The 23,094-nt window shown below is 64.0% G+C and carries 15 protein-coding genes; 10 read left to right on the forward strand and 5 right to left on the reverse strand.

Translation table 11 applies throughout. The features are described from left to right. Positions 1 to 93 precede the first annotated feature (93 nt). The gene (locus EC912_RS16050; RefSeq protein WP_132145920.1) at positions 94 to 1,986 is read right to left on the reverse strand and encodes a M61 family metallopeptidase; all 1,893 of its coding nucleotides are present in this window, start codon (positions 1,984 to 1,986) and stop codon (positions 94 to 96) included. 251 nt (positions 1,987 to 2,237) lie between these two features. On the opposite strand from EC912_RS16050, the gene EC912_RS16055 reads away from it, so the two are divergent. Next, positions 2,238 to 2,852, forward strand: a complete 615-nt coding sequence (locus EC912_RS16055) for an outer membrane protein (RefSeq protein WP_132145922.1) — start codon at positions 2,238 to 2,240, stop codon at positions 2,850 to 2,852. Between the two features lie 69 nt (positions 2,853 to 2,921). Here EC912_RS16055 and EC912_RS16060 read toward each other — a convergent pair whose 3' ends face one another. The 4 genes from EC912_RS16060 to EC912_RS16075 form a co-directional block, all read right to left on the reverse strand. After that, positions 2,922 to 4,433 (reverse strand): amino acid permease, encoded by a 1,512-nt coding sequence (locus tag EC912_RS16060; RefSeq protein WP_132145924.1) that lies wholly within the window; start codon positions 4,431 to 4,433, stop codon positions 2,922 to 2,924. 101 nt (positions 4,434 to 4,534) lie between these two features. Continuing rightward, positions 4,535 to 5,575, reverse strand: a complete 1,041-nt coding sequence (locus tag EC912_RS16065) for a glycerophosphodiester phosphodiesterase (protein ID WP_132145926.1) — start codon at positions 5,573 to 5,575, stop codon at positions 4,535 to 4,537. Positions 5,576 to 5,652: 77 nt separating this feature from the next. Continuing rightward, positions 5,653 to 7,962, reverse strand: coding sequence for a TonB-dependent receptor (locus EC912_RS16070; RefSeq protein WP_243649323.1), 2,310 nt, complete (start codon positions 7,960 to 7,962; stop codon positions 5,653 to 5,655). 285 nt (positions 7,963 to 8,247) lie between these two features. After that, the gene (locus EC912_RS16075) at positions 8,248 to 9,975 is read right to left on the reverse strand and encodes an alkaline phosphatase (protein ID WP_132145928.1); all 1,728 of its coding nucleotides are present in this window, start codon (positions 9,973 to 9,975) and stop codon (positions 8,248 to 8,250) included. A gap of 104 nt (positions 9,976 to 10,079) precedes the next feature. On the opposite strand from EC912_RS16075, the gene EC912_RS16080 reads away from it, so the two are divergent. From EC912_RS16080 to EC912_RS16115, 9 genes are all read left to right on the forward strand, one after another. Continuing rightward, on the forward strand, positions 10,080 to 12,029 hold the full coding sequence (locus EC912_RS16080) for an alkaline phosphatase family protein (protein ID WP_132145930.1): 1,950 nt from the start codon (positions 10,080 to 10,082) through the stop codon (positions 12,027 to 12,029). 174 nt (positions 12,030 to 12,203) lie between these two features. After that, positions 12,204 to 14,198, forward strand: coding sequence for a bifunctional 2',3'-cyclic-nucleotide 2'-phosphodiesterase/3'-nucleotidase (locus EC912_RS16085; RefSeq protein ID WP_132145932.1), 1,995 nt, complete (start codon positions 12,204 to 12,206; stop codon positions 14,196 to 14,198). Between the two features lie 383 nt (positions 14,199 to 14,581). Next, positions 14,582 to 15,730, forward strand: a complete 1,149-nt coding sequence (locus EC912_RS16090; protein WP_132145934.1) for a homoserine dehydrogenase — start codon at positions 14,582 to 14,584, stop codon at positions 15,728 to 15,730. Further along, the gene (locus EC912_RS16095; protein WP_132145936.1) at positions 15,718 to 16,671 is read left to right on the forward strand and encodes a homoserine kinase; all 954 of its coding nucleotides are present in this window, start codon (positions 15,718 to 15,720) and stop codon (positions 16,669 to 16,671) included. The genes EC912_RS16090 and EC912_RS16095 overlap by 13 nt, the downstream gene beginning before the upstream one ends. 2 nt (positions 16,672 to 16,673) lie before the next feature. Continuing rightward, a complete protein-coding gene (gene thrC / locus EC912_RS16100) occupies positions 16,674 to 17,978 on the forward strand; it encodes a threonine synthase (RefSeq protein WP_132145938.1) in 1,305 nt (434 codons plus the stop codon). A 581-nt stretch (positions 17,979 to 18,559) separates the two neighbouring features. Further along, positions 18,560 to 20,317: an arginine--tRNA ligase gene (argS, locus tag EC912_RS16105; RefSeq protein WP_132145940.1), complete on the forward strand. Its 1,758-nt coding sequence runs from the start codon at positions 18,560 to 18,562 to the stop codon at positions 20,315 to 20,317. A gap of 119 nt (positions 20,318 to 20,436) precedes the next feature. Then, positions 20,437 to 20,610 carry a hypothetical protein gene (locus tag EC912_RS19460; RefSeq protein ID WP_165973642.1) on the forward strand — a complete coding sequence of 58 codons (174 nt, stop codon included), beginning with the start codon at positions 20,437 to 20,439 and terminating at the stop codon, positions 20,608 to 20,610. A gap of 221 nt (positions 20,611 to 20,831) precedes the next feature. Then, on the forward strand, positions 20,832 to 21,116 hold the full coding sequence (locus EC912_RS16110; protein ID WP_132145942.1) for an Atu4866 domain-containing protein: 285 nt from the start codon (positions 20,832 to 20,834) through the stop codon (positions 21,114 to 21,116). Positions 21,117 to 21,499: 383 nt separating this feature from the next. Next, positions 21,500 to 23,086 carry a 2-isopropylmalate synthase gene (locus EC912_RS16115; RefSeq protein ID WP_132145944.1) on the forward strand — a complete coding sequence of 529 codons (1,587 nt, stop codon included), beginning with the start codon at positions 21,500 to 21,502 and terminating at the stop codon, positions 23,084 to 23,086. The last annotated feature ends 8 nt before the right edge of the window (positions 23,087 to 23,094 follow it).

Raw genomic sequence — 23,094 nt, forward strand, 5'->3', positions numbered from 1 at the left:
GTGTAACGGAGATGGGTAAAGAGGTGTAGAAGCGGCCCCCTGTGCCTTGGTCTCCCATGAAAAACGGCGCCCTTTGGGGGGCGCCGTTCGTTCTTACTTCGCCTTGTAGAGCTCGCCCAGCCAGTCGGGCTTGCTCTTTTCGCGTTCCAGATGCGGGTACTTCAGGCCTTCGTGGTAGTCGACCTTGATGGTCTTGTACTCATCGAAGTTCTTGACCAGCAGTTCGATCGGCGCCTTGTCCGTCTTCGCCGCCGTCACCGCGTCCTTCAGCACATCGCCGGAGAATTCCTTCCCGTTGACCGCGACCAGGTGCATGCCCGGCGAGAGGCCGGCGTTGAAGGCCGGACCGTCCCAGCGCACGTCGGAGATGTCGCCCTTCGCGGACACCGCCACACCCATCGAATAGGTCAGGTCGGCGAAGCTGCGACGCGCTTCGAAGGCCTTGACGGCATCGGACGGCTTGTCGGTGTAGACCAGCTTCCAGCCGCCGCGTTCGATACCGTCGATCGGGCCCTTGTGGCCGTCGATGCGCTCACGCAGATAGGACGCCCAGTCGTACGGAGCGATACCGTTGAGCGTGGAAACCACGTCCTCGAACGTATACGGATTGACCTTCCAGTCGCCGTCCTTCATACCGAAGAAGGCCTTGGCGAAATCGTCCAGCGAGCGCTTGTTCTTCGTCAGTTCGCGCAGACGCGTGTCGACATCGAGCCACACCATCTGGCCGCCCGAATAATAGTCTTCGCTCATCTGGTAGTTGCGATAGGACAGCGGACGACGCTGCGAGATCGTCGGATCGTTCGTCGTGTCCTGGATGTTGCGCCAGGACAGGCCGGGACGGCCCTTGTCGTACGTGGCGGCGACGAAGGCGAGCATGTCGCGCGCCTGGTCCTGGGTCATCAGGCCCGAACGGGCGGCCACGACGTTGCCCCAGAACTGGGTCTGGCCTTCGTAGACCCACAGCAGGCTGTCGCCCATCGGAACGTTGAAGTTCGGCGTGGCCAGATCGGCGCCGCGACGGTATTTGCCGTCCCAGGAATGGTTGTACTCGTGCGCGAGCAGGTCGCGGCCGAGCCAGTTCTTTTCCCACTCGGTGAAGTAACCCGGCGCAGCGCTGTTTTCGCTGGAGCGGTGGTGCTCCAGGCCGATGCCGCCGAGCTTGTCGGTCAGCGCCAGCAGGAAGTCGTAGTGGTTGTAGTGGCGCGCGCCGTACAGCTTGTCCATCTGCTGGACGAGCTTGCGATGGATTTCCAGCGCTTCGGGCTTGATTTCAAGCGACTTGGCGTTGTCGGCCACGATGTTCAGATGCACCGGCGAGCGGCCGTTCGGATCGAGATCCACGCGCTTGAAGTACTTGCCGGCGAAGATCGGCGAGTCGACGAGGTTGTTGAAATCGATCGGCTTGAACGTCACGGTGCTGCCGCTCTGGCTGGCGACTTCGAGCGCGCTGCCGAACTGGAAGCCTTCCGGCAGCTTGACCGTCGGCTCGACCTGGATGCGGTCGGCGTTATAACCGGCCGGGTACAGGGAGACCTGGTTCCACTGGACGTTGACGATTTCCGGCGTCATGACGACGCGGCCCTGGCGGGTGTCCTGCGGCGTCAGCGTCTGGAACTCGACGTCCACGCCCGCGGCGCCTTCCGGCACGGTGACGTGGAACGCATAGACGTTCAGCGGATCGCGTACCCATTCGATGCGCTTGCCACCGGCCGTGACCACCAGGCCCGCGAACTGATCGATGGGACCGCTGGGCGAATGGTGGCCCGGAATCCACTCCGGGAACAGCAGCGTCAGCGGACCGGCCGGCGCGGGAATCGTTTCGCGAACACGCAGGATGCGGTGATCGAGATCGGTGGCGTCGACAGCGATCTTCAGGGTGCCGTTATAGGCGATGTCCTGCGGGGCGGGTACGTCGGCGTGGGCAGACGACGCGCCGATGCCGGCAATAGCGGCCAGCAGCGCGGAGGCAAGGATGGTGGCTTTCAATGGGGTCTCCTAATGGTGCCTGGTTGCGCTCAGTCATCCTTGCGCGAGCTCGAAGGTCGCGCGGCCGGGTATCCCCCCGCGCAAGCGATCGATCCTAACGGCAGCACCCGTCCGCCCCACCCTGCCATAGGTCACGACTTACGCACTTGTCCGTCATCCGCGGATAGAATGCCCCGCCCGCCGAGTGCGGGAATTCCGGCAAAGAGGTCGGGATACTCGATAAAACAGGGAACAGGGAACAGGGACTAAACATGCAAAAGGTACTGCTTTCGGTGGCTGCGGCCGCCGCGCTTTCGTTCGCCTCGTTCGGCGCGCATGCCGCCAGCCAGGGGGCCTTCGTCAATGCTTCGGTCGGTAGTTCACGCTACGACACCAGCGGCGACGACTTTTTCCAGGACAAGACCGATACGGCGTACGGCATCGCCATCGGCTACCGCTGGGCCGTGGATGCTCCATTCTACCTCGGCGTCGAAGGTGGCTACGCGAACCTCGGCAAGATGACCGGCAGGTACAACTACGGCCAGGTCGGAATGACGACCTCGCTCAAAGCGGACACGATCCTGATCGGCGGTAACGCCAAGTGGGAACTGCCCTCGTCGTGGTTCATCACCGCGCGCCTGGGTCTGGCGCACTCGAAGTCGAAGCTTCGCGCCGACGCCTATGCGGGTTCCGCAACCGCCAGCGACAGCGTTTCGTCGACCGACAACGGCATCTACGCCGGTCTTGGCTTCGGATACGACTTCACGCCGAACCTCGGCCTCGCGGTCACCTACGACCACTACTCGATGAAGGCTCAGCACATCATCGGTACGAAGCAGACCGTGAACTCCGGCGTGTTCGGTGGAACACTGGAATTCCGCTTCTGATAGCGGCTGTTCCGCAGTAAAAGAACGGCCGCTATTGCGGCCGTTCTTTTATGTATCAAGGATCAGGAATCAGTCCGACTTGCCCAGCTTGCTATGCCGGATGCCGTACGCGAAGTACACGATCAGACCGATCGCCATCCAGATCGCGAAACGTTCGAACGTGATCCACGGCAAACCGTAAATCAGCGCGGCCGAGAACAGTATGCCGAGCGGTGCCACGAACCATACGGCAGGCGTGCGGAACTTGCGTTCCAGTTCCGGCTTGCGCACACGCAGCACCATCACCGATGCGCAGATCAGGATGAACGCGCTGAGCGTGCCGATGTTCACCAGCTCTGCCACTTCGCCGATCGGCAGCAAACCGGCAACCAGCGCCGTGAAAATGCCGAGGATCATGGTCGGACGCGCAGGCGTGCCGAAGCGCGGATGCACGCGCGAGAACCACGCGGGCAGCAAGCCGTCGCGCGACAGCGCGAACCAGATGCGCGCCGCGCCGAGCATGAAGGCAAACAGTACGCTGATGACGCCGATGACCGCGGCCACGGCAATGACATTGCTGAGCCACGGCAGGCCGATGGCGTTGAACGCGTCGGACACCGACGCTTCGCCGCTGAGCGTCGAGTAAGGAACGATGCCGGTCAGCACCAGCGACACGGCGATATACAGCACCATCGCGACGGCCAGCGACAACAGCACCGCGCGCGGAAGATCGCGCTGCGGCTCCTTCGCTTCCTCGGCGGCGGTGGTCAGCGTGTCGTAGCCGAAGACCGCGAAGAAGACGACGCTCGCACCCGTGAGTACACCGTGCCAACCGAAGTGGCCGATGCCCTTGGCATCGACGATGCGCTCCGGAATAAACGGGTGCCAGTTGGCCGTATTGATGAAGAATGCGCCGACACCGATCACGAGCATCACGCCGATGACCTTGATGCCGACAATCACTGTATTGAGGCGGGCGCCCCATTCGGTGCGGACGGAAAGCAGGATAGCGACCAGGATCGAGATGCCGGCTGCGATCACGTTGAAGCGATGACCGTCGGTCGGACCCGCGACGGGATCGGATACCGGAATACCGACCGCGCCGAGTCCCTGCTGCCAGAAGTAGCGCATGGTGTCCGGACTCATGCTCTTCTGCGCCCATTCGGGCAGATGCACGCCCGCCGAGGCCATCAGCACCTGGACGTATCCCGACCAGCCGATGGCGACCACCGCCACCACCAGCGCATATTCCAGCAGGAGGTCCCAGCCGATGATCCAGGCCGCCCCCTCGCCAAGTACCGCATAGCCATAGGTGTAGGCACTGCCGGTAACGGGGATCAGACCGGCGAATTCGGCGTAGCACAGGGCTGCGCAGGCGCTGCCCAGGCCGGCGATGATGAAGCTGAGCGCCACGGCCGGACCGGCGTTGACCGCCGCCTGCTGGCCGGCCAGCACGAAGATGCCGACGCCGATGATGCCGCCGATGCCGATGGCGGTGAGCTGCCACAGACCGAGTACGCGGCGGAAGTCGCGACGCGCACCCACTTCCGCCTGCAGCTGCTCCACGGACTTGTGGCGCGTGAATTTCTGAAACACCGACATCGGGCAACCCTTGGGTACTGGCAATCGGGCGATGATAGCCAATCGCGCGGATCGGGGTTTCCGACGATCCTCAAGACCGCCCGGCGACCAGGCATACGGGTCTAGCGGGCGAGGGCTTTCCGGCCGATCGCGGGATCGTCGGTAAAGAACGCATCGATGCCCGTGGCCAGATAGGCACGGATTTCCGCGATCGAGCCCGCCTCGTTCCGCGCCGCGTCGCCGTCCGCGTTGCGGAAGTTGCGCGCCAGGAAATGGTTTTCCGGGCGGAAGGTGTAGGGATGCACCTGAAGATGCGCGGCGTGCGCATCGCGCACCAGCGCCGAGGGCGTACCGAGGGAACCATCGGCAGTCAGCGGAATGATGCTGCGGACGGACGGACCGATCGCGTCCGCGTATGTCGCGACCTCTTTCAGTCCGGCGGGCGTCATCATGACCGCGTAAGTCGGCGCCGTCCGGTCGGCGGGATGCGCGTCGGGACTCTCCATCAGCTGGAGCAGCGTCACGTTCGGATGCGTCTTGCCGAGCTTGCCGCGCAGGTATTTCAAGTTGCCGACTTCGAACGACTGGATCTCCACCGGCGCGGTGCGGGTATACGTATGCGCATCGATCGTCGCGAGCGTCCTGTCTTCCATCGGCAGACCGATGCCGGCGAAGTACGTCGAATGCTTGATCTCCGGAATGATGCCGACCACCCGTCCGCGCGCGGCCGACTCGGCCGCGACGAAGTCGATGATCTCGTCGAAGGTCGGCACCTGGAACTGACCGTCGTAGTGCGCGTTGTCCTTGCGGATCTCCGGCAGGCGTTCGCGGGCGCGCAGCGTTTTCAGCTCGGCAAGCGTGAAATCCTCGGTGAACCAGCCGGTGACCGATACGCCGTCAATGGTCTTCGTCGCCCGCCGCGCGGCGAATTCCGGATGCGCGGCGACATCGGTCGTACCGGAAATTTCGTTCTCGTGCCGGGCGACCAGCGAGCCATCCTTCGTGGAAACGAGGTCGGGCTCGATGAAGTCCGCACCGTCCTCGATCGCTTTCGCATACGAAGCCAACGTGTGCTCGGGGCGCAGCGCACTGGCGCCGCGATGCCCGATTACGAGCACTTTGGCGGCCAGCGGCTTGTCGGCGGCTTCAACCTGGACGGACATCGCGAGCGTTCCCACAAGAGCGGCAAGAACGCAGGAGGATAGACGAATCGACGTACCCATGACGCGACCGGCCATCATCAGAAATCCGCCGACAGGGTGACGAAGCTCTCGCGCGGTGCGCTGGCATGGAACGCGAGGGCGCGGCCCGCCGGATCGGTACCGGCGAACGCCGTGAGGTTGGACGCGTAACGCTTGTCGGTGAGGTTCGTCACGTTCAGCGCCAGCGACAGGTCCTTCAGGCCGATCGTCGGGCCGAAATCGTAGCCCGCGCCGAAGTCGAAGGTGGTTGCGCCAGCGACGCTCTGGTCGTTGGTATAGGTGTAGTAGCGCTTGCCCGTGAACTTGCCGCGCAGGCTCGCGAACCACGGACCGTTGCGCCAGCTGAGTTCGCTCGCGAACATCCTCTTCGGCGTATCGACGGTGGTCTTGCCCTTGACCGGAACGACCTGGCCATTGGCCACGTAGTTATCCTCGTAGGTTGAATGGTTGAACGAGGCTGAGTTGTACCATTCCAGACCGCGTATCGGCTTCCAGATAAAGGTGAATTCCGCGCCGCGGCTCTTCACCGAACCGACGTTCACGAAGGCCGTGTTGCACTCCGGACGCGTACCGACTTCGATGCTCGGGCAAGGATTCAGCGACAGCAGGCGATTGTCGAAGCGAACGTCATAGACGGCGACAGACGCCTCGTAATAGCGGCCCGTGCTACGAAAACCGCCGTCCCATGTACGGGACTGCTCAGGCTTCAGCGCACCCTTCGTCCCATCGAACGCGGCCTGGCTTACCGAAAGCGGGCCACCGGCACCGCCGCCCTGGAACGCGGCGATATTCTTCGCATAGGACAGGAAGAGCTCCTGACCGGGCGCCAGCTGATAGGCCGCGCCGATCTGCGGCAACAACGCCTTGCCGGCGTCGATCCGGCCGTTGGCGTACGGGCTTTCGACGCCCGGCTGTTCGCGCGCCGTCATGCTGGTATGAGGGCTCTTAACGCCCACGTCGATGCTGAGCTTGTCATTGAACAGCTTGAAGCTATCCTGCAGGTAGGCCTGCTTCGTCGTAATGACATAGTCCTGCGCGAACAGGCGACGATCGGGGTCGGTCAGATAGTGGTTGTCGCTGATCGGGCCGTCGATGTAATAGAAATTGCGCTCGACGTGATGATTGTTCTTTTCGTACCAGACGCCGCCTTCCAGGCGATGGCCGCCGATTTCATAGGTCAGCGATGCGATCGCGCCATTGCGGTTGATCGAGTAGTTGGTGCTGCGGATCGAAATCGGCAGTTCTTCGGGCGTACCCGGATTGGACTTCTGTCCCGGCGACCACCAGTGACCCTGGCCGGCGTCTTCATGGTGATAGACCTGCGTGTGCAGCGTGACGCCATCGGCCACCGCGAAGTCGCCGGCGATGTAATACAGATCGTCGCTACGCAGCGCGCGGCTCTGGTAGTACGCATCGTCGATATTGTCGACGCCACCGGAGAAACCGCAGCGCGCATCCTTCACGCCGCTCTTCGTGTACGCGGGCGCGCAGTAAGCCGCGGCAAGCGCGCGCTTCCAGTCGGGCGCGTAGAGATTCCAGTCCCAGCCGAGACCGCGCTGCATGCCGCTCTTCGACAGATAGGCGTAGTCCGCCTGGCTGGTACGCGACGTATCCGCGAAGGCCGTGATGCGGTTGCCTTCGCCGAATTCGTAAACCGCCTTGCCGTTGAACTGCTGCGTACTGGTGGGGGAATTCGGCTGCGCCCACATGTCCGCACCGGCATGCACGCCGGACAGGTACATGGAGAAACCGTGGTAGTCGCCCGTATCGATGCGCGCATAGGTGCGCCGGTTGTTGTCGCTGCCGAAGGTCTGCGCGACCTTGCCGCCGAAGGTCTTCGCCGGATCGGACGAGAAATACTGGATCGAGCCGCCGAGGTTGCTGGTGGAAGGCGTACCGAGCGAGCCGATACCTTCCGCGAGTTCGACGCTGGTGAGGTTCTCGGAAATCAGCGCGCGGCTGATGTTCAGGCCGTTGTAGTTGCCGTAGGCGTTATCGCCCAGCGGCAGGCCATCCATCGTGTAACCGATTCGCGTGGCGTTGAAGCCGCGCAGGGTGATCGTCTGCGACTCTTCGTTCGCACCGAATGCATCGTTCGACTGCACCGACACGCCGGGCAGACGGTTCAACACCTTCTGCGGACTGGTACCGGGCGGCAGCACCTGCTGGTCCTGCGGCGTGATGCGCTGGACCTGCCGCGTTTCGCCCTGACCGATGACCGACACTGCTTCGAGCTGTTGCGCCTTGTCGGTCTTGTTATCCGTCGTGGCGGGCACGTCCTGCGCGTGAACGACGCCTCCGAGAGACGCGGCGAGGGCAAGAGCGAGAATGCGGCGCTGATACATCATCGGTACAACTCCATCGGCCGCGAACGACCTTTGTCACGATTGAAGAGAATCGCGACAGAGTGGAGCGTGGATGTGTACGAACTCTTACAGCGCGGTTGCAATGAGCGACAAGTGTGACTACGACACCCTTAACTGTAGGAGCCCGCTTGCGGGCGAAAGCCAACCGGGCGAGGAAGACGGATGCTCACCTCCGCGAGCCCGACCTACGGGCTGCGGATGCCAACCACATCTTCACCGCTCCGTTGGCTTTCGCCCGCAAGCGGGCTCCTACAAAAAGCTGGCGGATTAGTTCTTTTTTAGCCACGCCTCGTACGTCGGCCGGTTTACCGGCACGCCATCGGCGTTGCAGCTGCCGAGCTTGCATAGTTCGGCACGAATCGTCGGCGCGTGCTGCACGATCACGTGGAAGATCGCGTTTTCCTCCAGCTCACCGTGGAACGCGGAAGCGCCGGGACCATGCGCGAAGATCGCGACATCCTCGCCACCATGCGTTTCGGCCTTCATGGGATACGCCGACTCCTGCATGTAATCGGGTGCCGTGGTGTCCACATGCGTCAGGTCGGGCCGGCCTTTCGTCATCCCGGCATACGTCTTCGGATTGTGCGGAAAGCGCTTGCTGCCTTCGGGCTGAAGATCGGTCGCACCCGTGTAGCCCGGGCCATTGGCGAAGGTCAACGTCGTATACGGCTGACCGGCGGCATCGCGGGCCATGCCGCCGCCACCTTCCTCGTCGTAGCTATCGGTGGCACCGCGCACCAGACCGAGGATCGGATTGCCGCGCGTCGGGTAGCCTGCGAAGGCCATCGTATGGCTGTGATCCGCCGTGACGACAATCAGCGTGTCGGATGCATCGGTGTTGTCGAGTGCTGCCTGCACCGCGTCGGCCATGGAAATGGTCTCGTCCAGCGCGCGATATGCGTTGCCGGCATGCAGGGCGTGATCGATGCGGCCACCTTCGACCATCAGGAAGAATCCATTGGGATTCTTTTTCAGCACCTTGATGGCGCTCGCGGTCATTTCCGCCAGGCTGGGCTCGCCGGCTTTATCTTTCGGTCGATCATGCTCGTAGTTCAGATGCGATGGCTCGAAAAGGCCGAGCACATGGGTGGTCTTCGACAGGTCGAGCGCCTTGAACTGCGCTTCGTTCCACACGTACTCGCCACCCGGATGCTTCGCCTTCCATTCGGCGATCAGGTCGCGCTTGTCCAGGCGCTGACCTGTCTTATTCGGATATTCCGGATCGGGGACACCGGCAGGCAGGAATTCGGTACGACCGCCGCCCATGGCGACGGTGAGGCCGCTGGCGACAGGGAAGTCCACCAGCTGTGCCGCGAAATCCTTGCAGCCCTGCGCACGCGCGCTTTCGGGAATGTTGGCGTCGACTTCCCAGTTGCGCTCGGGCAGGTGGCCATACGTTGCGGCCGGCGTCGCATGCGTGATGCGTGTGGTGGTCACGGCACCGGTGGCCATGCCCGCGGCGGCGGCCAGTTCGAGCGTACTGACCAGCTCCTGCCCCTTCGAGGCGGCGCAATCCTGCCGCTTCGGCACCTGCGAGATACCGATGAAACCCGCGCGGGTTTTCACGCCCGACATGATCGAGGTCATCGTGCCCGCCGAATCGGGCGTCTGCTGATCGGTTTCGTAGGTGCGGCTGAGCGCGCTGAACGGGAAATTCTCGAAACTCAGCCGGTAGCTTTCGCCATCCACGCCCTTCAACTGGCCCGCACGGATATGCGATGCCGCGATGGTCGGGATGCTCATGCCGTCACCCAGGAAGACGATGATGTTCTTCGCCCGCTGACCGCCGGCATTCGCCTCGCGCGACGCCTGCGCGGCCTGCGCCGCGCCGTTGCGGAACCACCATTCCGGGGTTTCCTGGGCGGGGCGCTGAATGGCCGGTACATCGATGGCGGCCGTTGGCGTGTTCCGCGGCGCGGACGTGGCACAGCCCGCGAGCAGCGTGATGGACGCGCTCAGCAGGCCGAGCCGGAGACTCGTCGGAGTGGACTTCATGCAAGTTCCTTCGATTGTGACAGCCCGGGAGGGTACCGCCCCGCGCACTCAAACTGAAACATATGTGAAGGACCATGGCCAATTGCCCGCTATCCTCCCTGCCAATGACCTCGCTCCGTTCCCTGCTCGTCTGCTTCGCCGTGGCCGTCGCCGCGGTATCCGCCACGGCCGCTGTCGCCGCACCCGCGCGTCGCGTGATCGTCTTTGTCTGGGACGGCATGCGCCCGGACGCCATCAGCGAAGACGACACGCCGAACCTGAAGGCGTTGGCGGATCGCGGCGTGTTCTTCGCGGACAACCACGCGACGTATCCGACCTTCACCATGGTCAACGCGTCCAGCTTCGCGACAGGTTCGTTCCCGGGAACGATCGGCTTCTTCGGCAATCGCTTCTGGGCACCGGGCGGCAAAGGGCTGGATGCGAAGGGCGGCGCGATCGACTTCGCCTCGCCGGTCTATACGGAAGACTATGCGGTGCTCCGGGCCCTGGACGAATACTACGACCACGAGCTGTTGCAGGTGCCGAACCTGCTTTCGCGCGCGCAGAAAGCCGGGCTGAAAACCGCCGTTGTCGGCAAGTCGGGACCGGCTTTCCTGCAGGATTACCACGAAGGCGGCGTGATCCTGGACGAAAACGTCGCGCTACCGCTGGCCTTCGCGAAACGCCTGCAGAAAGCCGGGCGTCCCCTGCCCGCCAACGCCGTCAATGCCTATCCATCGGATCGTTTCTCGCTGGAACCGGACAATGACAGGCCGACCGCGCAGGCACCGGCAGTCATGCTGAAAGACGGTGTCTCGTCCGACCCGACCGACGGGGCGGGCACGCCGTCGACCGCGTCGAATGCGTATCTGATGGACACCTTCCTCGGCTATATCCTGCCCGTCGAGAAGCCGGACGTGAGCTTCGTCTGGCTACGCAATCCGGATGCGACCGAACATCTTTACGGCGTCGGCTCGCCGAACTTCCACGTCGCGTTGCGCGCGCAGGACGAACTGTTGGGCAAGCTCGAAGCGAAGCTGCGCGAACTGGGACTCGATGCCGATACGGATCTGATCGTCGTGTCCGATCATGCGCACAGCAACATCGCGGGACCGGCCGACCTGTTTCCCTTGCGCGTCGTTAACGACGGTCGCGTCGCCGGCATCGATGCCGACTGGGGTTATTCGGTGTCCGGCGCGGTGCGACTCGCCGATGAAATGACCCGCGCGGGCTTCGCTGCATTCGACGGTTTCGGCTGCATCCACGCACCCGTGATGTCGGGCATTCGCGCCGATGGCACGCCATTGCGTCCCACGCGCTACGACGACGATGGACGTCTGTGCGGCAAGCCGGGCCCGTATACGACGCCGTCGTACAAGTTGCCGGCGACCCTGCCCAAAGGCGCGTTCGTCCTCGCACCCAACGGCGGCAGCGAATATCTCTACCAGCCCGAGCACGACGCCGCGCTCGTGCTTCGCGCGGTGCGTTTCCTGCAGAGCCGCCAACCCTTCGGCGCGATCTTCGTGGATCAGCGCTACGGACATATCCCGGGCACGCTGCCGCTGGCCAGCGTGCATCTTGAAAATCGCCGTTCGCCCGACATCATCGCCAGCTACGACTACGATGCGCATGCCGTCGTGCAGGGTTTCCGCGGCACGCTTTACAGCAGCATGTCGAACGAACGCGGTATGCACGGAAGTTTCAGCCCCGTGGATGTGCACAACACGCTGATCGCGAGCGGCCCGCATTTCCGTCGGGGCATGCGCGACGAATTGCCCAGCGGCAATGTGGACCTGGCGCCGACGCTGGCGAACGTTCTTGGCGTGAAGCTCGACCGCACGGATGGCCGTGTGCTGCGGGAAGCGCTGGAAGGCGGCGAAGGCCGGGCGGTCGATGCGTATCGCGTATCGCCCGCCGACGTGCGGACCGACGAGGCAACGGGCCTGTCGATGCAGCGCATCGACGGCAGCGCATCGCCAGCCACGACGTACCGCTTCACGTTGAAGACGAAACAACTGGAAGACGGCGGCCGGAAGTACATCTACTTCGACGAGGCGAAAGCCGAGCGCCACTGATTCCTCGTACGCCCTTCGCGCGCAGGCGCGCTCCCACAGGGTTGCGACAACCTTGTGGGAGCGCGCCTGCGCGCGAAAGCCAACGAAGCAACGAAGCCGTCTCCCATCCGAGCGCCCAACCTCCAATCCTGCTAGCTTGCGCACCCAATGGCCCTATTCCTACGGAACACCCCCATGTTCAAACCCATCGCCCTGGCCACGCTATCGGCCGCCCTGCTTGCCGCATGCGCCGGCACACCCTCCGGCAAAGCCGCCGCACCGGCCGCGGCGCCACAGGGCGCACGTGTCGACCTCGCCATTCTGGAGACGACCGATGTGCATTCGAACGTCCTGAGCTACGACTACTACAAGCAGAAAGACGACCCGACGCTGGGCTACGAACGTGTCGCGACGCTGATCCGCAACGCGCGCAGGGAATTCCCCAATACGCTGCTGTTCGATAGCGGCGACACGATCCAGGGCACGGTGCTGGCCGACTATCAGTCGACGGTGAAACCCATTGGCTGCGACACCGAGCTTTCGATGTATCGCGCGATGGACGCGCTCGGTTACGACGGCGGCACCGCCGGCAATCATGAGTTCAACTACGGCCTGTCGTTCCTGTCGCAGGTCACCGGCACGCCGATGAATGTCGACGGTGGCAGCGACAAGGCCTGCGCAGGCCCGCATTTCCCGCTGGTGCTGTCGAACGTTTACAGCGCGCGCGACGGCAAGCCGATCTTCAAGCCATGGACGATCGTCGAAAAAACAGTCGCCGCGACGACGCCCGACGGCAAGATCGTCAACGTGACGCTACGCGTGGGGATCATCGGCTTCACGCCGCCACCGATCATGGACTGGGACAAGCGCAACCTCGTTGGCAAGGTCACCGTCGATGGCGTCGTCGAAGCCGCGAAGCGCTACATGCCCGAACTCAAGGCGCAGCATCCCGACCTCGTCGTCGCGATCCTGCACGGCGGCCTGAGCACCTCGCCGTATACCCCGAAAGAAGAGAACGGCGGCTGGTATCTGGCGGGCGTACCGGGCATCGACGCATTGCTGCTGGGACACTCGCATACCGAATTCCCCGGCCCCCATTACGAGGGCATGGCCGAAGTCGACGCGAAGCGCGGCATCGTCCGTGGCGTGCCCGCCGTGATGGGTGGGTTCTTCGGCAAGGATCTCGGCGTCATCCGCATGAAGCTCACGCGCGAGAACGGCCAGTGGGTCGTCGATCGTGCCGCGAGCCAGAGCGAAGTGCGTCCGATCTGCGCGAAGAAGAACGACTGCGTCGCGCCCGATCCGTCCATCGCACCGTTGGTGCGCGACGCTCACGAAGCCGCCGTTGCGTATGTGAATACGCCGATTGGCAGCAGCGACCATCGCATGAGCAGTTTCTTCGCGGACGTCGGCGATATGTCGGCGTTATCGGTGGTCAACGCGGCGCAGCGCGACTACGCCAGCGAGGCGATTGCTCGCGAACACCCCGAGTTGAAGGACGTGCCGGTTCTATCGGCCGCCGCCGCGTTCCGCACCGGTTTCGGCGGACCGGAAGACTTTACCGATGTAGCCGCTGGCCCGCTGACCATCCGCAACGCAGCCGACCTGTATTTCTATCCGAACACGCTGGCCGCGGTGAAAGTCGACGGCAAAGGCCTGAAGGCGTGGCTGGAAAACAGTGCGCAGCGCTTCAACCGCATCGATCCGAAGGCCACCGCCGCCCAGCCGTTGATCGGACATAAATTGCCCGGCTACAACTTCGATCAGATCCAGGGCGGCATCCACTACGTCATCGATCTGTCGAAGCCGGAAGGCGAACGCATTGTCGACCTGCGCTACAAGGGTAAGCCGGTGAAGCCGGGCCAGCCCTTCATCGTCGTCACCAATAATTATCGCGCCAGCGGCGGCGGCAACTTCCCCGGCCTGGACGGCAGCAATATCGTGCTGAGTGCGCCGGACGGCAATCGCGAGGTGGTCATCCACTGGCTCGAAGCGAAGAAGGCGTTGAAGCGCGGCGATGTCGAGAAGACCTCGTGGCGGTTCGCGCCGCTTAAAACGGCGGGTGAGGTGACCTTCGTGTCTTCGGCCGGCAAGGAAGACGTCGCTCGGGATGCCGGTCTGCGGAATATTCGTCAGTTGAAGGACAACGAGGACGGCACGGCGGTTTACGCGATCGATTTGTCGAAGTAAGTAGCGGACGCGAATGGTCGTGCAGCCTCATTCCCCCTCACGGTCGCCCCTGCGCATGAGCGACGGTGAGGGGGAGTGGCGCGATTCGCTCCCCTTCGCTTGACAGCCGGCCCTGCACCAGCCTAAGTTCAACCCATGTATCTCCCCGCCCACGCCCATAGCTCCAAGCCAGCCGTCCATACGGCAGGCAAGCTCGCGTCCGGCGCTCGTTCCATCACCGCCACGTCCACCACGACCACGACGACTACCACCGTCCTGGGACGGGAGCACGTGCGCGACTAGGTTTCAGTCGCAACCGGCCCCGCCCTCGCAAGGGATGGGTCCGGTGCTCGGCACACGAAACTTCTCCCACGCGAACAGGGGCCTCTCACCGGAGGCAACCCGTGTCCAGCGTCATCGCAGTACCCGAAAGTCCTTATCTTCGCGCTCCGCGGCGCGCGTTGGCGTCCCCACTCGTCGTCCATATCGGCGTGATCGGCCCCGGCAAAGTGGGCACCGCCCTGCTTGCCCAGCTCAAGGACGCAGCCCCCCGGCTCCTCCGCGATGCGGGCCTGTCCCTGCATCTGCGTGCCGTCACCGACAGCAGGCACATGTGGCTGGACTGCGACGACGAAGCCCTCAACGGCCGCGCCCACGGCGCGCAGACCTGGCGCCCCGCCGATCTCGACGCCTTCGCGGCGTACGTGCGTGGCGAGGGCAACGCCGTGGCGCTGCTGGCCGATTGCAGCGCCAGCGATATCGTCGCGGACCACTACCCGGTCTGGCTCGGCGCGGGCATGCACGTCGTGACGCCGAACAAACGCGCCGGCAGCGGAGATATCGCGCGCTGGCACGCCATCCACGAGGCGGCCGCCGCCGGATCGGCGCATTTCGGCTACGAAGGAACGGTCGGCGCCGGGTTGCCGGTGATCCAGACGCTGCGGGATCTGCTAGACACGGGCGACGAACTGGTCGCTGTCGAAGGCATGCTGTCGGGCACGCTGGCGTGGCTTTTCAACCGTTACGACGGCAGCATGCCCTTCTCCGCGCTGGTGCGCGAAGCCCATGACCTGGGCTATACGGAACCGGACCCGCGCGAGGACCTTTCCGGCGTGGACGTGGCGCGCAAGCTGGTGATCCTGGCGCGCGAAGCGGGCCTGAAACTCGCCCTGAAGGACGTGCGGATCAGCAGTCTCGTCCCGGCACACCTGGCGGAAGTGTCCCGCGACGAATTCATGGAAAGAATCGGCGAACTCGACGGCGCCATGATCGTCCGCCACGCCAGCGCCGCGGCAGCCGGCGGCGTGCTGCGGCACGTGGCGAGACTGGACCGGACCGGCGCGTCCGTCGTCCTGGAGCGCGTGCCGCGCGACCACACGTTCGCCAATGCGCGCCTGACCGACAACGTGCTGCGTTTCTCCACACGCCGTTACTGCGACAATGCACTGGTCGTGCAGGGTCCGGGTGCCGGTCCGGAAGTCACGGCCGCGGCGGTCTTCACCGATCTGCTGCGCGTGGCCGGCGCGATGGGAGTAAAACGATGCGCATGCTGAAAGAAACCTTCTCCGTTCCGCGTGCCGACATGGCCAGCGCGGAGGCCTTCGCAAGCGTCGGCAACGTCGGCATCGGATTCGACATTCTCGGGCACTGCGTAGCCGGCGCGGGCGATCGCGCCGACGTGCGGCGCATCGACGAACCCGTCGTCCGCATTGCCAGCATCGACGGCGTGGTCCTCGACCTTCCGCTGCGCGCCGAAGACAACACGGCCGGTGCGGCACTGATCTCCCTCCGCCGCGCGCTCGACCTGCCCTTCGGCTTCGAACTGACGCTGCACAAGGGCATCGCGCTCGGGTCCGGCATGGGCGGTTCCGCGGCTTCCTGTGTCGCCGCGCTCGTCGCCGCCAATGAATTGCTGGACGAACCGCTGTCGCGCGAAGCGCTGTATCCGTACGCGCTGGATGGCGAAGCGGTGGCCAGCGGCAGCCGGCATGGCGACAACCTCGGACCCATGCTGCTCGGCGGGCTGGTGCTCTCCACGCACGACCGGCTCGTCCGCATTCCGGTGCCCGCCGAATGGCATTGCGCGCTGGTGCATCCGCACTACGTGCTGGAAACGCGACGCGCCCGCGCGGCGCTGGCCGGTTCGTACGAACTGGGCAACTTCGTTGCGCAGAGCGCCAATCTGGCGCTGGTCCTCGCAGGCTGCTATCGAGGCGAAGCGGCGCTGGTGCGCGAAGGACTTTCCGATGTACTCGTCGAACCGCGTCGTGCGCCGCTTATTCCCGGTTTCGCGCAGGTGAAGCAGGCCGCGCTGGACCATGGCGCGATGGGCGCCAGTATTTCCGGCGCGGGACCGAGCGTATTCGGCTGGTTCGAGGATGCGGGCAGCGCGGAGCGCGCCTCGCTCGCGATGGCCAGCGCGTTTGCCGATGCCGGTTATGCCAGCGACAGACTCGTCGCCCCCGTCGACGGCCCCGCCGCCAGGGTGGGTTGACCATGCGCTTCGTCAGTACCCGCGGCGGTGCCGCGGACGCCAGCCTTTCCGAAGCCATCAACGCCGGGCTCGCACCCGATGGCGGACTCTACGTTCCGGCGAACATGCCAATACTGGATCCGGCGACCTTTGCCGAAGGCGATTCGCTTGCGCAGACTGCCGAACGCCTGCTGGCACCGTTCTTCGCGGGCGATCTTCTCGCATCCGAACTGCCCGCCATCTGCGCGGAGGCCTTCGCGTTCGACGCACCGCGCAGAAAACTGGCGATGCCCGCCACGCACCTGCTCGAGCTGTTCCATGGCCCCACGTCCGCATTCAAGGACTTCGGCGCGCGCTTCCTCGCCGCATGCATGCGGCGGTTACGTGCGGGAACCGACCGTCCGCTCACCATTCTTGTCGCCACATCCGGCGACACCGGCGCGGCGGTCGGCGCGGCTTTCCATCGGGTGCCCGGCATTCGCGTTGCCATTCTCTATCCCGATCGCCGGGTCTCGCCCCGGCAGGCACACCAGTTGGGAAGCTTCGGAGGCAATGTGGATGCGCTGCGTGTGTCCGGCAGCTTCGACGATTGCCAGCGCATGGTGAAAGCGGCGCTCGGCGACCGCGACCTGCAAGCCTCTACGCCGATGAGTTCCGCCAATAGCATCAGCCTCGGACGTCTCCTGCCCCAGATGGCGTATTACGCCCATGCCGCGCTGGCCCACCGGCGCGCCAGCGGCGAGACATTGAATGTGATCGTTCCCACCGGGAACCTGGGCAACGCCGTGGCCTGTCTTTGGGTACGCGCCATGGGTCTGCCGATAGGCGAGGTCGTCTTCGCCTGCAACGCGAACGACACACTGCCCCAGTTCTACGCCGGTTCGCCATACCGGGGGCGCGACGCCATCGCGACGATCGCCAATGCGATGGACGTGGGCGCGCCAAGCAACTTCGAACGTTTGGCTCATCTCTTCGGCGGTGAAAACGAAGCGCGCGCGAAAGGTCATGCGGAAAGCGTCGACGATGCGGAAATTCGCGACGTCGTACTTCGCTATGCGCGCAGCGATGGCGACATTTTCTGTCCCCACACGGCAACGGCGATACGCGTCCTCGAACGCCGCCGCCTGGCGGGCGACACCCGCGCGTGGACCGTTGTCGCCACGGCACATCCGGCAAAATTCGACACCATCGTCGAACCGCTGGTCGGCCGCACTATAGACGTGCCGCACGCGCTGGGCGCGATGCTTCGCCGGGATGCCTTCGCCGCGCCGATGGCGGCCGATACCGACGTATTTCGCCGCTGGCTAAGAAGCCACACTCCCCTGTAGGAACGCGTGCAAGCGCACTTCTACAGGGAAGGCTCGCTTCGATGTCGAGCCGCAGCCTGCCGCTGGGCGTCTTGCCTGAAATAGATCAAAGAGAACCCACAGACAAGCAGGTAGCAAATCGCTCCTACTACAAAGAACACAGCGTCATGATCGACGTTGTCGAACTGCCCCCTATCAGACATGGCTAACAACGTAAGCGCAAACCCCACACAGCACGCAAGCCAGCTTTTCACCCAGTCCTTCATACGTCCCTCGCTCACCTGAAATGAAGGCTGCCGTGCCTTCCTGCGGACCAGGCAATCTAACGGGCGCGATTGCGCGTGGCTGTCGGGCTAGTCTGAAAACAGAGTCCATCGTTGCGCAGGCACCCCTGTAGGAGCCCGCTTGCGGGCGAAAACCAACGAAGCGGAGATGCCGTGCGTGACATCCGCAGCCAGAACACCGGGCTCGCGAAGGTGAGCATCCATCTTCCCCGCCCTGTTGGCTTTCGCCCGCAAGCGGGCTCCTACATGGAGAGAGCGCGTACCGCGGAATCCCCTAGCCGCTATCATCCCCGGTCGAACTCCAGGGAAATAAACGCCATGTCGCACCACTCCGACGCCACGCTGGCCAGCCGGGTCGACCGTCTGCTGGAGGCCGCTTTCCGCGCCTGCGGACTGCCGGCCGATACCGCGCGCTCGGTGCCGGCCTCGCGGCCGGAGCTTGGCGACCTGCAGTGCAACGGAGCGATGCCGCTGGCGAAAACACTGGGGCGTCCGCCGCGCGATATCGCCAGCGATGTCGCCGCGAAACTCCGCGACGATGCCGCATTCGAATCCGTCGACATTGCCGGTCCGGGCTTTATCAACCTGCGCCTTTCGACCACGTTCCTGGCTACCAGTGCCGAAGACCAGTTGGCGACCGACGATGCAGGCATCGTCCGCCAGAATGCACAACGCGTCCTCATCGACTTCGGCGGTCCGAACGTTGCCAAACCGCTGCATGTCGGCCACCTGCGTTCGCTGGTGATCGGCGAGAGTCTTCGCCGCATTCTCGGCGCGCTGGGACACCACACCATCGGCGATGTGCATCTGGGCGACTGGGGTCTGCAGATGGGCATGCTGATTGCCGAAATCCGCCGCCGCTGGCCCGACCTTCCCTGCTTCCTGCCCGAACCGGCGCTGCCGGAAGGCTCGCTTCCGTTGGGCATGGACGACCTGCAGAAGCTGTATCCGGAAGCCGCTGCCGCCTGCAAGGCCGACCCCGCACGGATGGAAGAAGCCCGCGAGGCCACCGCCGCATTGCAGGCCGGGCATGTCGGCTACATGCTGTTGTGGCGCGCGATCCGCACGATTTCGCTGGACGCGCAGCGTCGCGATTTCGACTCGCTCGATGTGCATTTCGACGTGCTGCTCGGCGAAAGCGACGTGCAATCGCTGATTCCCGGCATGCTGGACGATCTGCGCCGCCGCCATATCGCCGTCGAAAGCGAGGGCGCGCTGGTGATCGAAGTCGCGGAAGCGTCGGACGGTAAACCGATGCCGCCGCTGCTGGTGGCCAAGTCGGACGGTGCGGCACTGTACGCCACGACCGATCTGGCGACGATCCTCGACCGCGCAAAGCGCGACAAGCCCGATCGCATCGTCTATGTCGTGGATCAGCGCCAGGCGTTGCACTTCGAGCAGGTGTTCCGCGCCGCGCACCGCGCCGGCTATGCCGACGGTATCGAGCTGTTCCATGCTGGCTTCGGTACGGTGAACGGCCCCGACGGCAAGCCGTACAAGACCCGGCAAGGCGGCGTGGCCCAGTTGGGCGACCTGCTCAGCGACGCAATCGACAAGGCCCGGGAACGGCTGGCGGAAAACACCGAGGTGGACGACCGCGAGGCCCTGGCCCGCCTCGTCGGCATGGCCGCCATCAAATTCGCGGACCTGTCGAGCTACCGCACCTCGGGCTATATCTTCGATCCCGAACGCATGGTCTCCTTCGAGGGCCGCACCGGTCCCTACGTGCAATACGCGTGCGTGCGCATCTGCTCGATCCTCGGCCGTGCCATCGAACGCGGTGCCGCGACCGGTGCCATTGTCGTGGATGCCCCGGCGGAACGCGCGCTGGTCCTCGACTGCGCCCGCTTCCCGGACGTAGTGACCTCGGCGGCCGCGAACCTCGCACCCAACGAAATCGCCGACTACGTCTTCGGCCTGGCCCAGACCTTCAGCCGCTTCTACAACGAATGCCCGGTGCTGGCAGCAGACGCCGAAGCCACCCGCGCGTCGCGTCTGGCGCTGTGCGCGCTGACGCGACAGGTGCTTGCGAAGGGTCTGTGGCTGCTTGGGATCGCGGTTCCGGAGCGGATGTAGCTCCACAACAAGGCATCCCCTACACCTGAAGTTGTATTTCGCCCCGGGAAAGCCAGGTCTAGTGTCGTCTCCTGGTAGCACGTCGTCGACGTGCTACCCGCACCCACGGGAGACGAATCATGACCAAGAGAGCTTACGAAGACGCATACGACGAGGGTATTCCGTACATCGAGGCTTCGGGTGGCGACCCGGAGGACGAGGATGAGGAAGAGCTCAACCCGCCCGATAAAGAGAACGACTTCTCAGGGGGCAAGCAAGTGCCAGAGTACGATCAAGGTAACTTGCCCCGATGACCGACGTCATCGGCTGCGATATTCCGCGCGCCGATAACCCATAGAAACAGGCAACAACAGGATACGGATGGATTTTCGCCCGGGCCATCGGGTTGAATAGGATGATCGTGGCGTGACCGGGCGCATAAAGCGCTTGAGAAAAACTTCTTGACCTCAAGCGCACTCGAGGTCGTAGAGTCACGCCCATCCTCCCTCTTGCCCGCACGGAGAGCCCCTCCCAGATGTTCAAGTTATCCATCAGCTCGAAGACCATCAAACCACAGGAAATCGCGGGCACATGGGTGACCGCGCATGGGTATGTCCGCCAGGAACTGCGGGTCGACGGGCGCTACGACGAGGCTCGTGGCTTCCGTACGTCGGCGTATCGCGGAACCTGGACCGTTACCGGTAACCGAATCGATTATCTCGACGATCTGGGTTTCACCGCCCAGGCCGAAGTGATCGACGGCGTGCTTCACCACGCTGGCATGCGCCTTTACCGCGTCGATAGCGGCATCGCCGCCTGAGAGTAGCCAGAAACGCTCGTCGCCAGACCAAGCCCCACGCATCTCACGTAACAAGCGGCTTCGACGACAAGACCACTCGAAAACAATTGGCCGTCCAGACGTCCTGGCAAAAAAGTTTCGGCCGAAAGTGTTGACAGCTACTGACGGACTGACATACGGTCGACAACATGACGCAGCGCACCACCAGCCGCAACGCCCTAATCAACCGTCTCCCGACGGTCGGCGTTCCGCTGCGTCTTCGCGGCCTCCTTCTTCTTGCCCTTGTACTCGTACTTATTACCAGCGGAGGTGCGGGGTAAGGGCGCTCAGGTGTAAATAAACCAACCTGACAACTCAAAACCCCGCACCCGGTAACGGATGCGGGGTTTTTTTTGGAGTGGAAAATGACAGCAGCAGAGCAAAACCAGGCCACCGAAAGCGCGGAAAGCGACGTAGGCGGACGCGTGAAGATCTTCGACACGACGTTGCGCGACGGCGAACAGGCGCCGGGCTTCTCCATGGACCGGAGGGCGAAATTGCGCATGGCGCATGCCCTGGAAGACCTGGGCGTCGACATCATCGAAGCAGGATTCCCGCAAGCCTCACCCGATGATTTCGCCGCCGTGTCCGAAATCGCCAGAGCGTTGCGACAACCTACGGTCTGCGCACTGGCACGATGTCAGGACGGCGATATCGATAGTGCGGGACGCGCACTGGAACCGGCCCAACGCTCTCGTATCCATCTGTTTCTGTCCACCAGTCCGCTGCATCGCGAGCACAAGCTCGGCAAGAGCAAGAACGAAGTCATCGACATAGCAGTAAACGCCATTCGCCGCGCAGCCAGCGTGTGCCACGAAGTCGAATTTTCCGCAGAAGACGCCCTGCGCACCGAACCCGACTTCCTCGTCGAAGTGTTCAACGCCGCGATCGAAGCCGGCGCCACCACGCTGAATGCCCCCGACACCGTCGGCTACGTCACCCCCTTCGAGATCTTCGACCTGTTTACGTATCTGCGCAAAAACGTGCGCGGAGCGGAACGCGTCGTCTTTTCATCGCACTGTCACGACGACCTGGGCATGGCGGTCGCGAATAGTCTCGCCGCGATCAGCGCCGGTGCGCGGCAGGTGGAATGCACGATCAACGGTATCGGCGAACGCGCCGGCAACGCCGCGCTGGAAGAAGTGGTCATGGCGCTGCACACCCGCGCGCCGCACTTTCGCATGGACACCGGTATCGTCACCCGGAATCTGTATCCGACCTCGCGCCTGCTCGCGCAGGTGACGGGGCAGCCTGTCCCGCGCAACAAAGCGATCGTCGGCGACAACGCGTTCGCCCACGAATCGGGCATTCACCAGCACGGCATGATGAAGCATCGCGGCACGTACGAAATCATGCGGCCGGAGGACGTTGGCGCAACGACATCGCTGGTGCTTGGCAAGCATTCGGGTCGTCATGCGCTGCGTCAGCGCGTGACCGATCTGGGTCACACCCTCGACGAAACCGCACTGGACGTCGTGTTCGAACGCTTCAAGGCACTGGCCGATCGCAAGCGCACGGTGACCGACGAAGACATCGATGCCCTGGCTAGCGGCGTCGATCCCGAGCATGCCGGTCCATGGCGTTTCACCCATCTTCATACCAGCTCGCATCTGGGCGGCGGCGCCTCCGCGTCGTTGAAGCTGACGCACGAAGACGGCCACACCGTGAGCGAAGCCGCCATCGGCGAAGGCCCCATCGACGCGATGCTTCGTGCCGTGGAACGTGCAACCGGCGAGAGCATTTCGCTGGAGGATTTCAACGTGAGCGCTGTAAGGGAAGGCGGCGACGCAGAAGGTCATGCAACCCTGACAGCGCGGCACGACGGCAGCACCTATCGTGGCAGCGGCGTCAGCACGGACATCATCGAGGCAACCGCGCAGGCCGTGCTTTCCATCGTCAACCGCATCGCGCGCAAGACGCCTCGTCTCGCCGCAACGGCAGCCCATTCGTAAAGGAGACC

The sequence above is a fragment of the Luteibacter rhizovicinus genome (genome assembly GCF_004342265.1).
In the GTDB taxonomy this organism is placed as follows: domain Bacteria; phylum Pseudomonadota; class Gammaproteobacteria; order Xanthomonadales; family Rhodanobacteraceae; genus Luteibacter; species Luteibacter rhizovicinus_B.

Bases quoted from the DNA above. Each gene is read 5' to 3' on its own strand.
- EC912_RS16055 (WP_132145922.1), top strand. From the start codon at position 2,238: ATGCAAAAGGTACTGCTTTCGGTGGCTGCGGCCGCCGCGCTTTCGTTC.
- EC912_RS16060 (WP_132145924.1), bottom strand. From the start codon at position 4,433: ATGTCGGTGTTTCAGAAATTCACGCGCCACAAGTCCGTGGAGCAGCTG.
- EC912_RS16065 (WP_132145926.1), bottom strand. From the start codon at position 5,575: ATGTCCGTCCAGGTTGAAGCCGCCGACAAGCCGCTGGCCGCCAAAGTG.
- EC912_RS16070 (WP_243649323.1), bottom strand. From the start codon at position 7,962: ATGATGTATCAGCGCCGCATTCTCGCTCTTGCCCTCGCCGCGTCTCTC.
- EC912_RS16075 (WP_132145928.1), bottom strand. From the start codon at position 9,975: ATGAAGTCCACTCCGACGAGTCTCCGGCTCGGCCTGCTGAGCGCGTCC.
- EC912_RS16080 (WP_132145930.1), top strand. From the start codon at position 10,080: ATGACCTCGCTCCGTTCCCTGCTCGTCTGCTTCGCCGTGGCCGTCGCC.
- EC912_RS16085 (WP_132145932.1), top strand. From the start codon at position 12,204: ATGTTCAAACCCATCGCCCTGGCCACGCTATCGGCCGCCCTGCTTGCC.
- EC912_RS16095 (WP_132145936.1), top strand. From the start codon at position 15,718: ATGCGCATGCTGAAAGAAACCTTCTCCGTTCCGCGTGCCGACATGGCC.
- thrC (WP_132145938.1), top strand. From the start codon at position 16,674: ATGCGCTTCGTCAGTACCCGCGGCGGTGCCGCGGACGCCAGCCTTTCC.
- argS (WP_132145940.1), top strand. From the start codon at position 18,560: ATGTCGCACCACTCCGACGCCACGCTGGCCAGCCGGGTCGACCGTCTG.
- EC912_RS19460 (WP_165973642.1), top strand. From the start codon at position 20,437: ATGACCAAGAGAGCTTACGAAGACGCATACGACGAGGGTATTCCGTAC.
- EC912_RS16110 (WP_132145942.1), top strand. From the start codon at position 20,832: ATGTTCAAGTTATCCATCAGCTCGAAGACCATCAAACCACAGGAAATC.
- EC912_RS16115 (WP_132145944.1), top strand. From the start codon at position 21,500: ATGACAGCAGCAGAGCAAAACCAGGCCACCGAAAGCGCGGAAAGCGAC.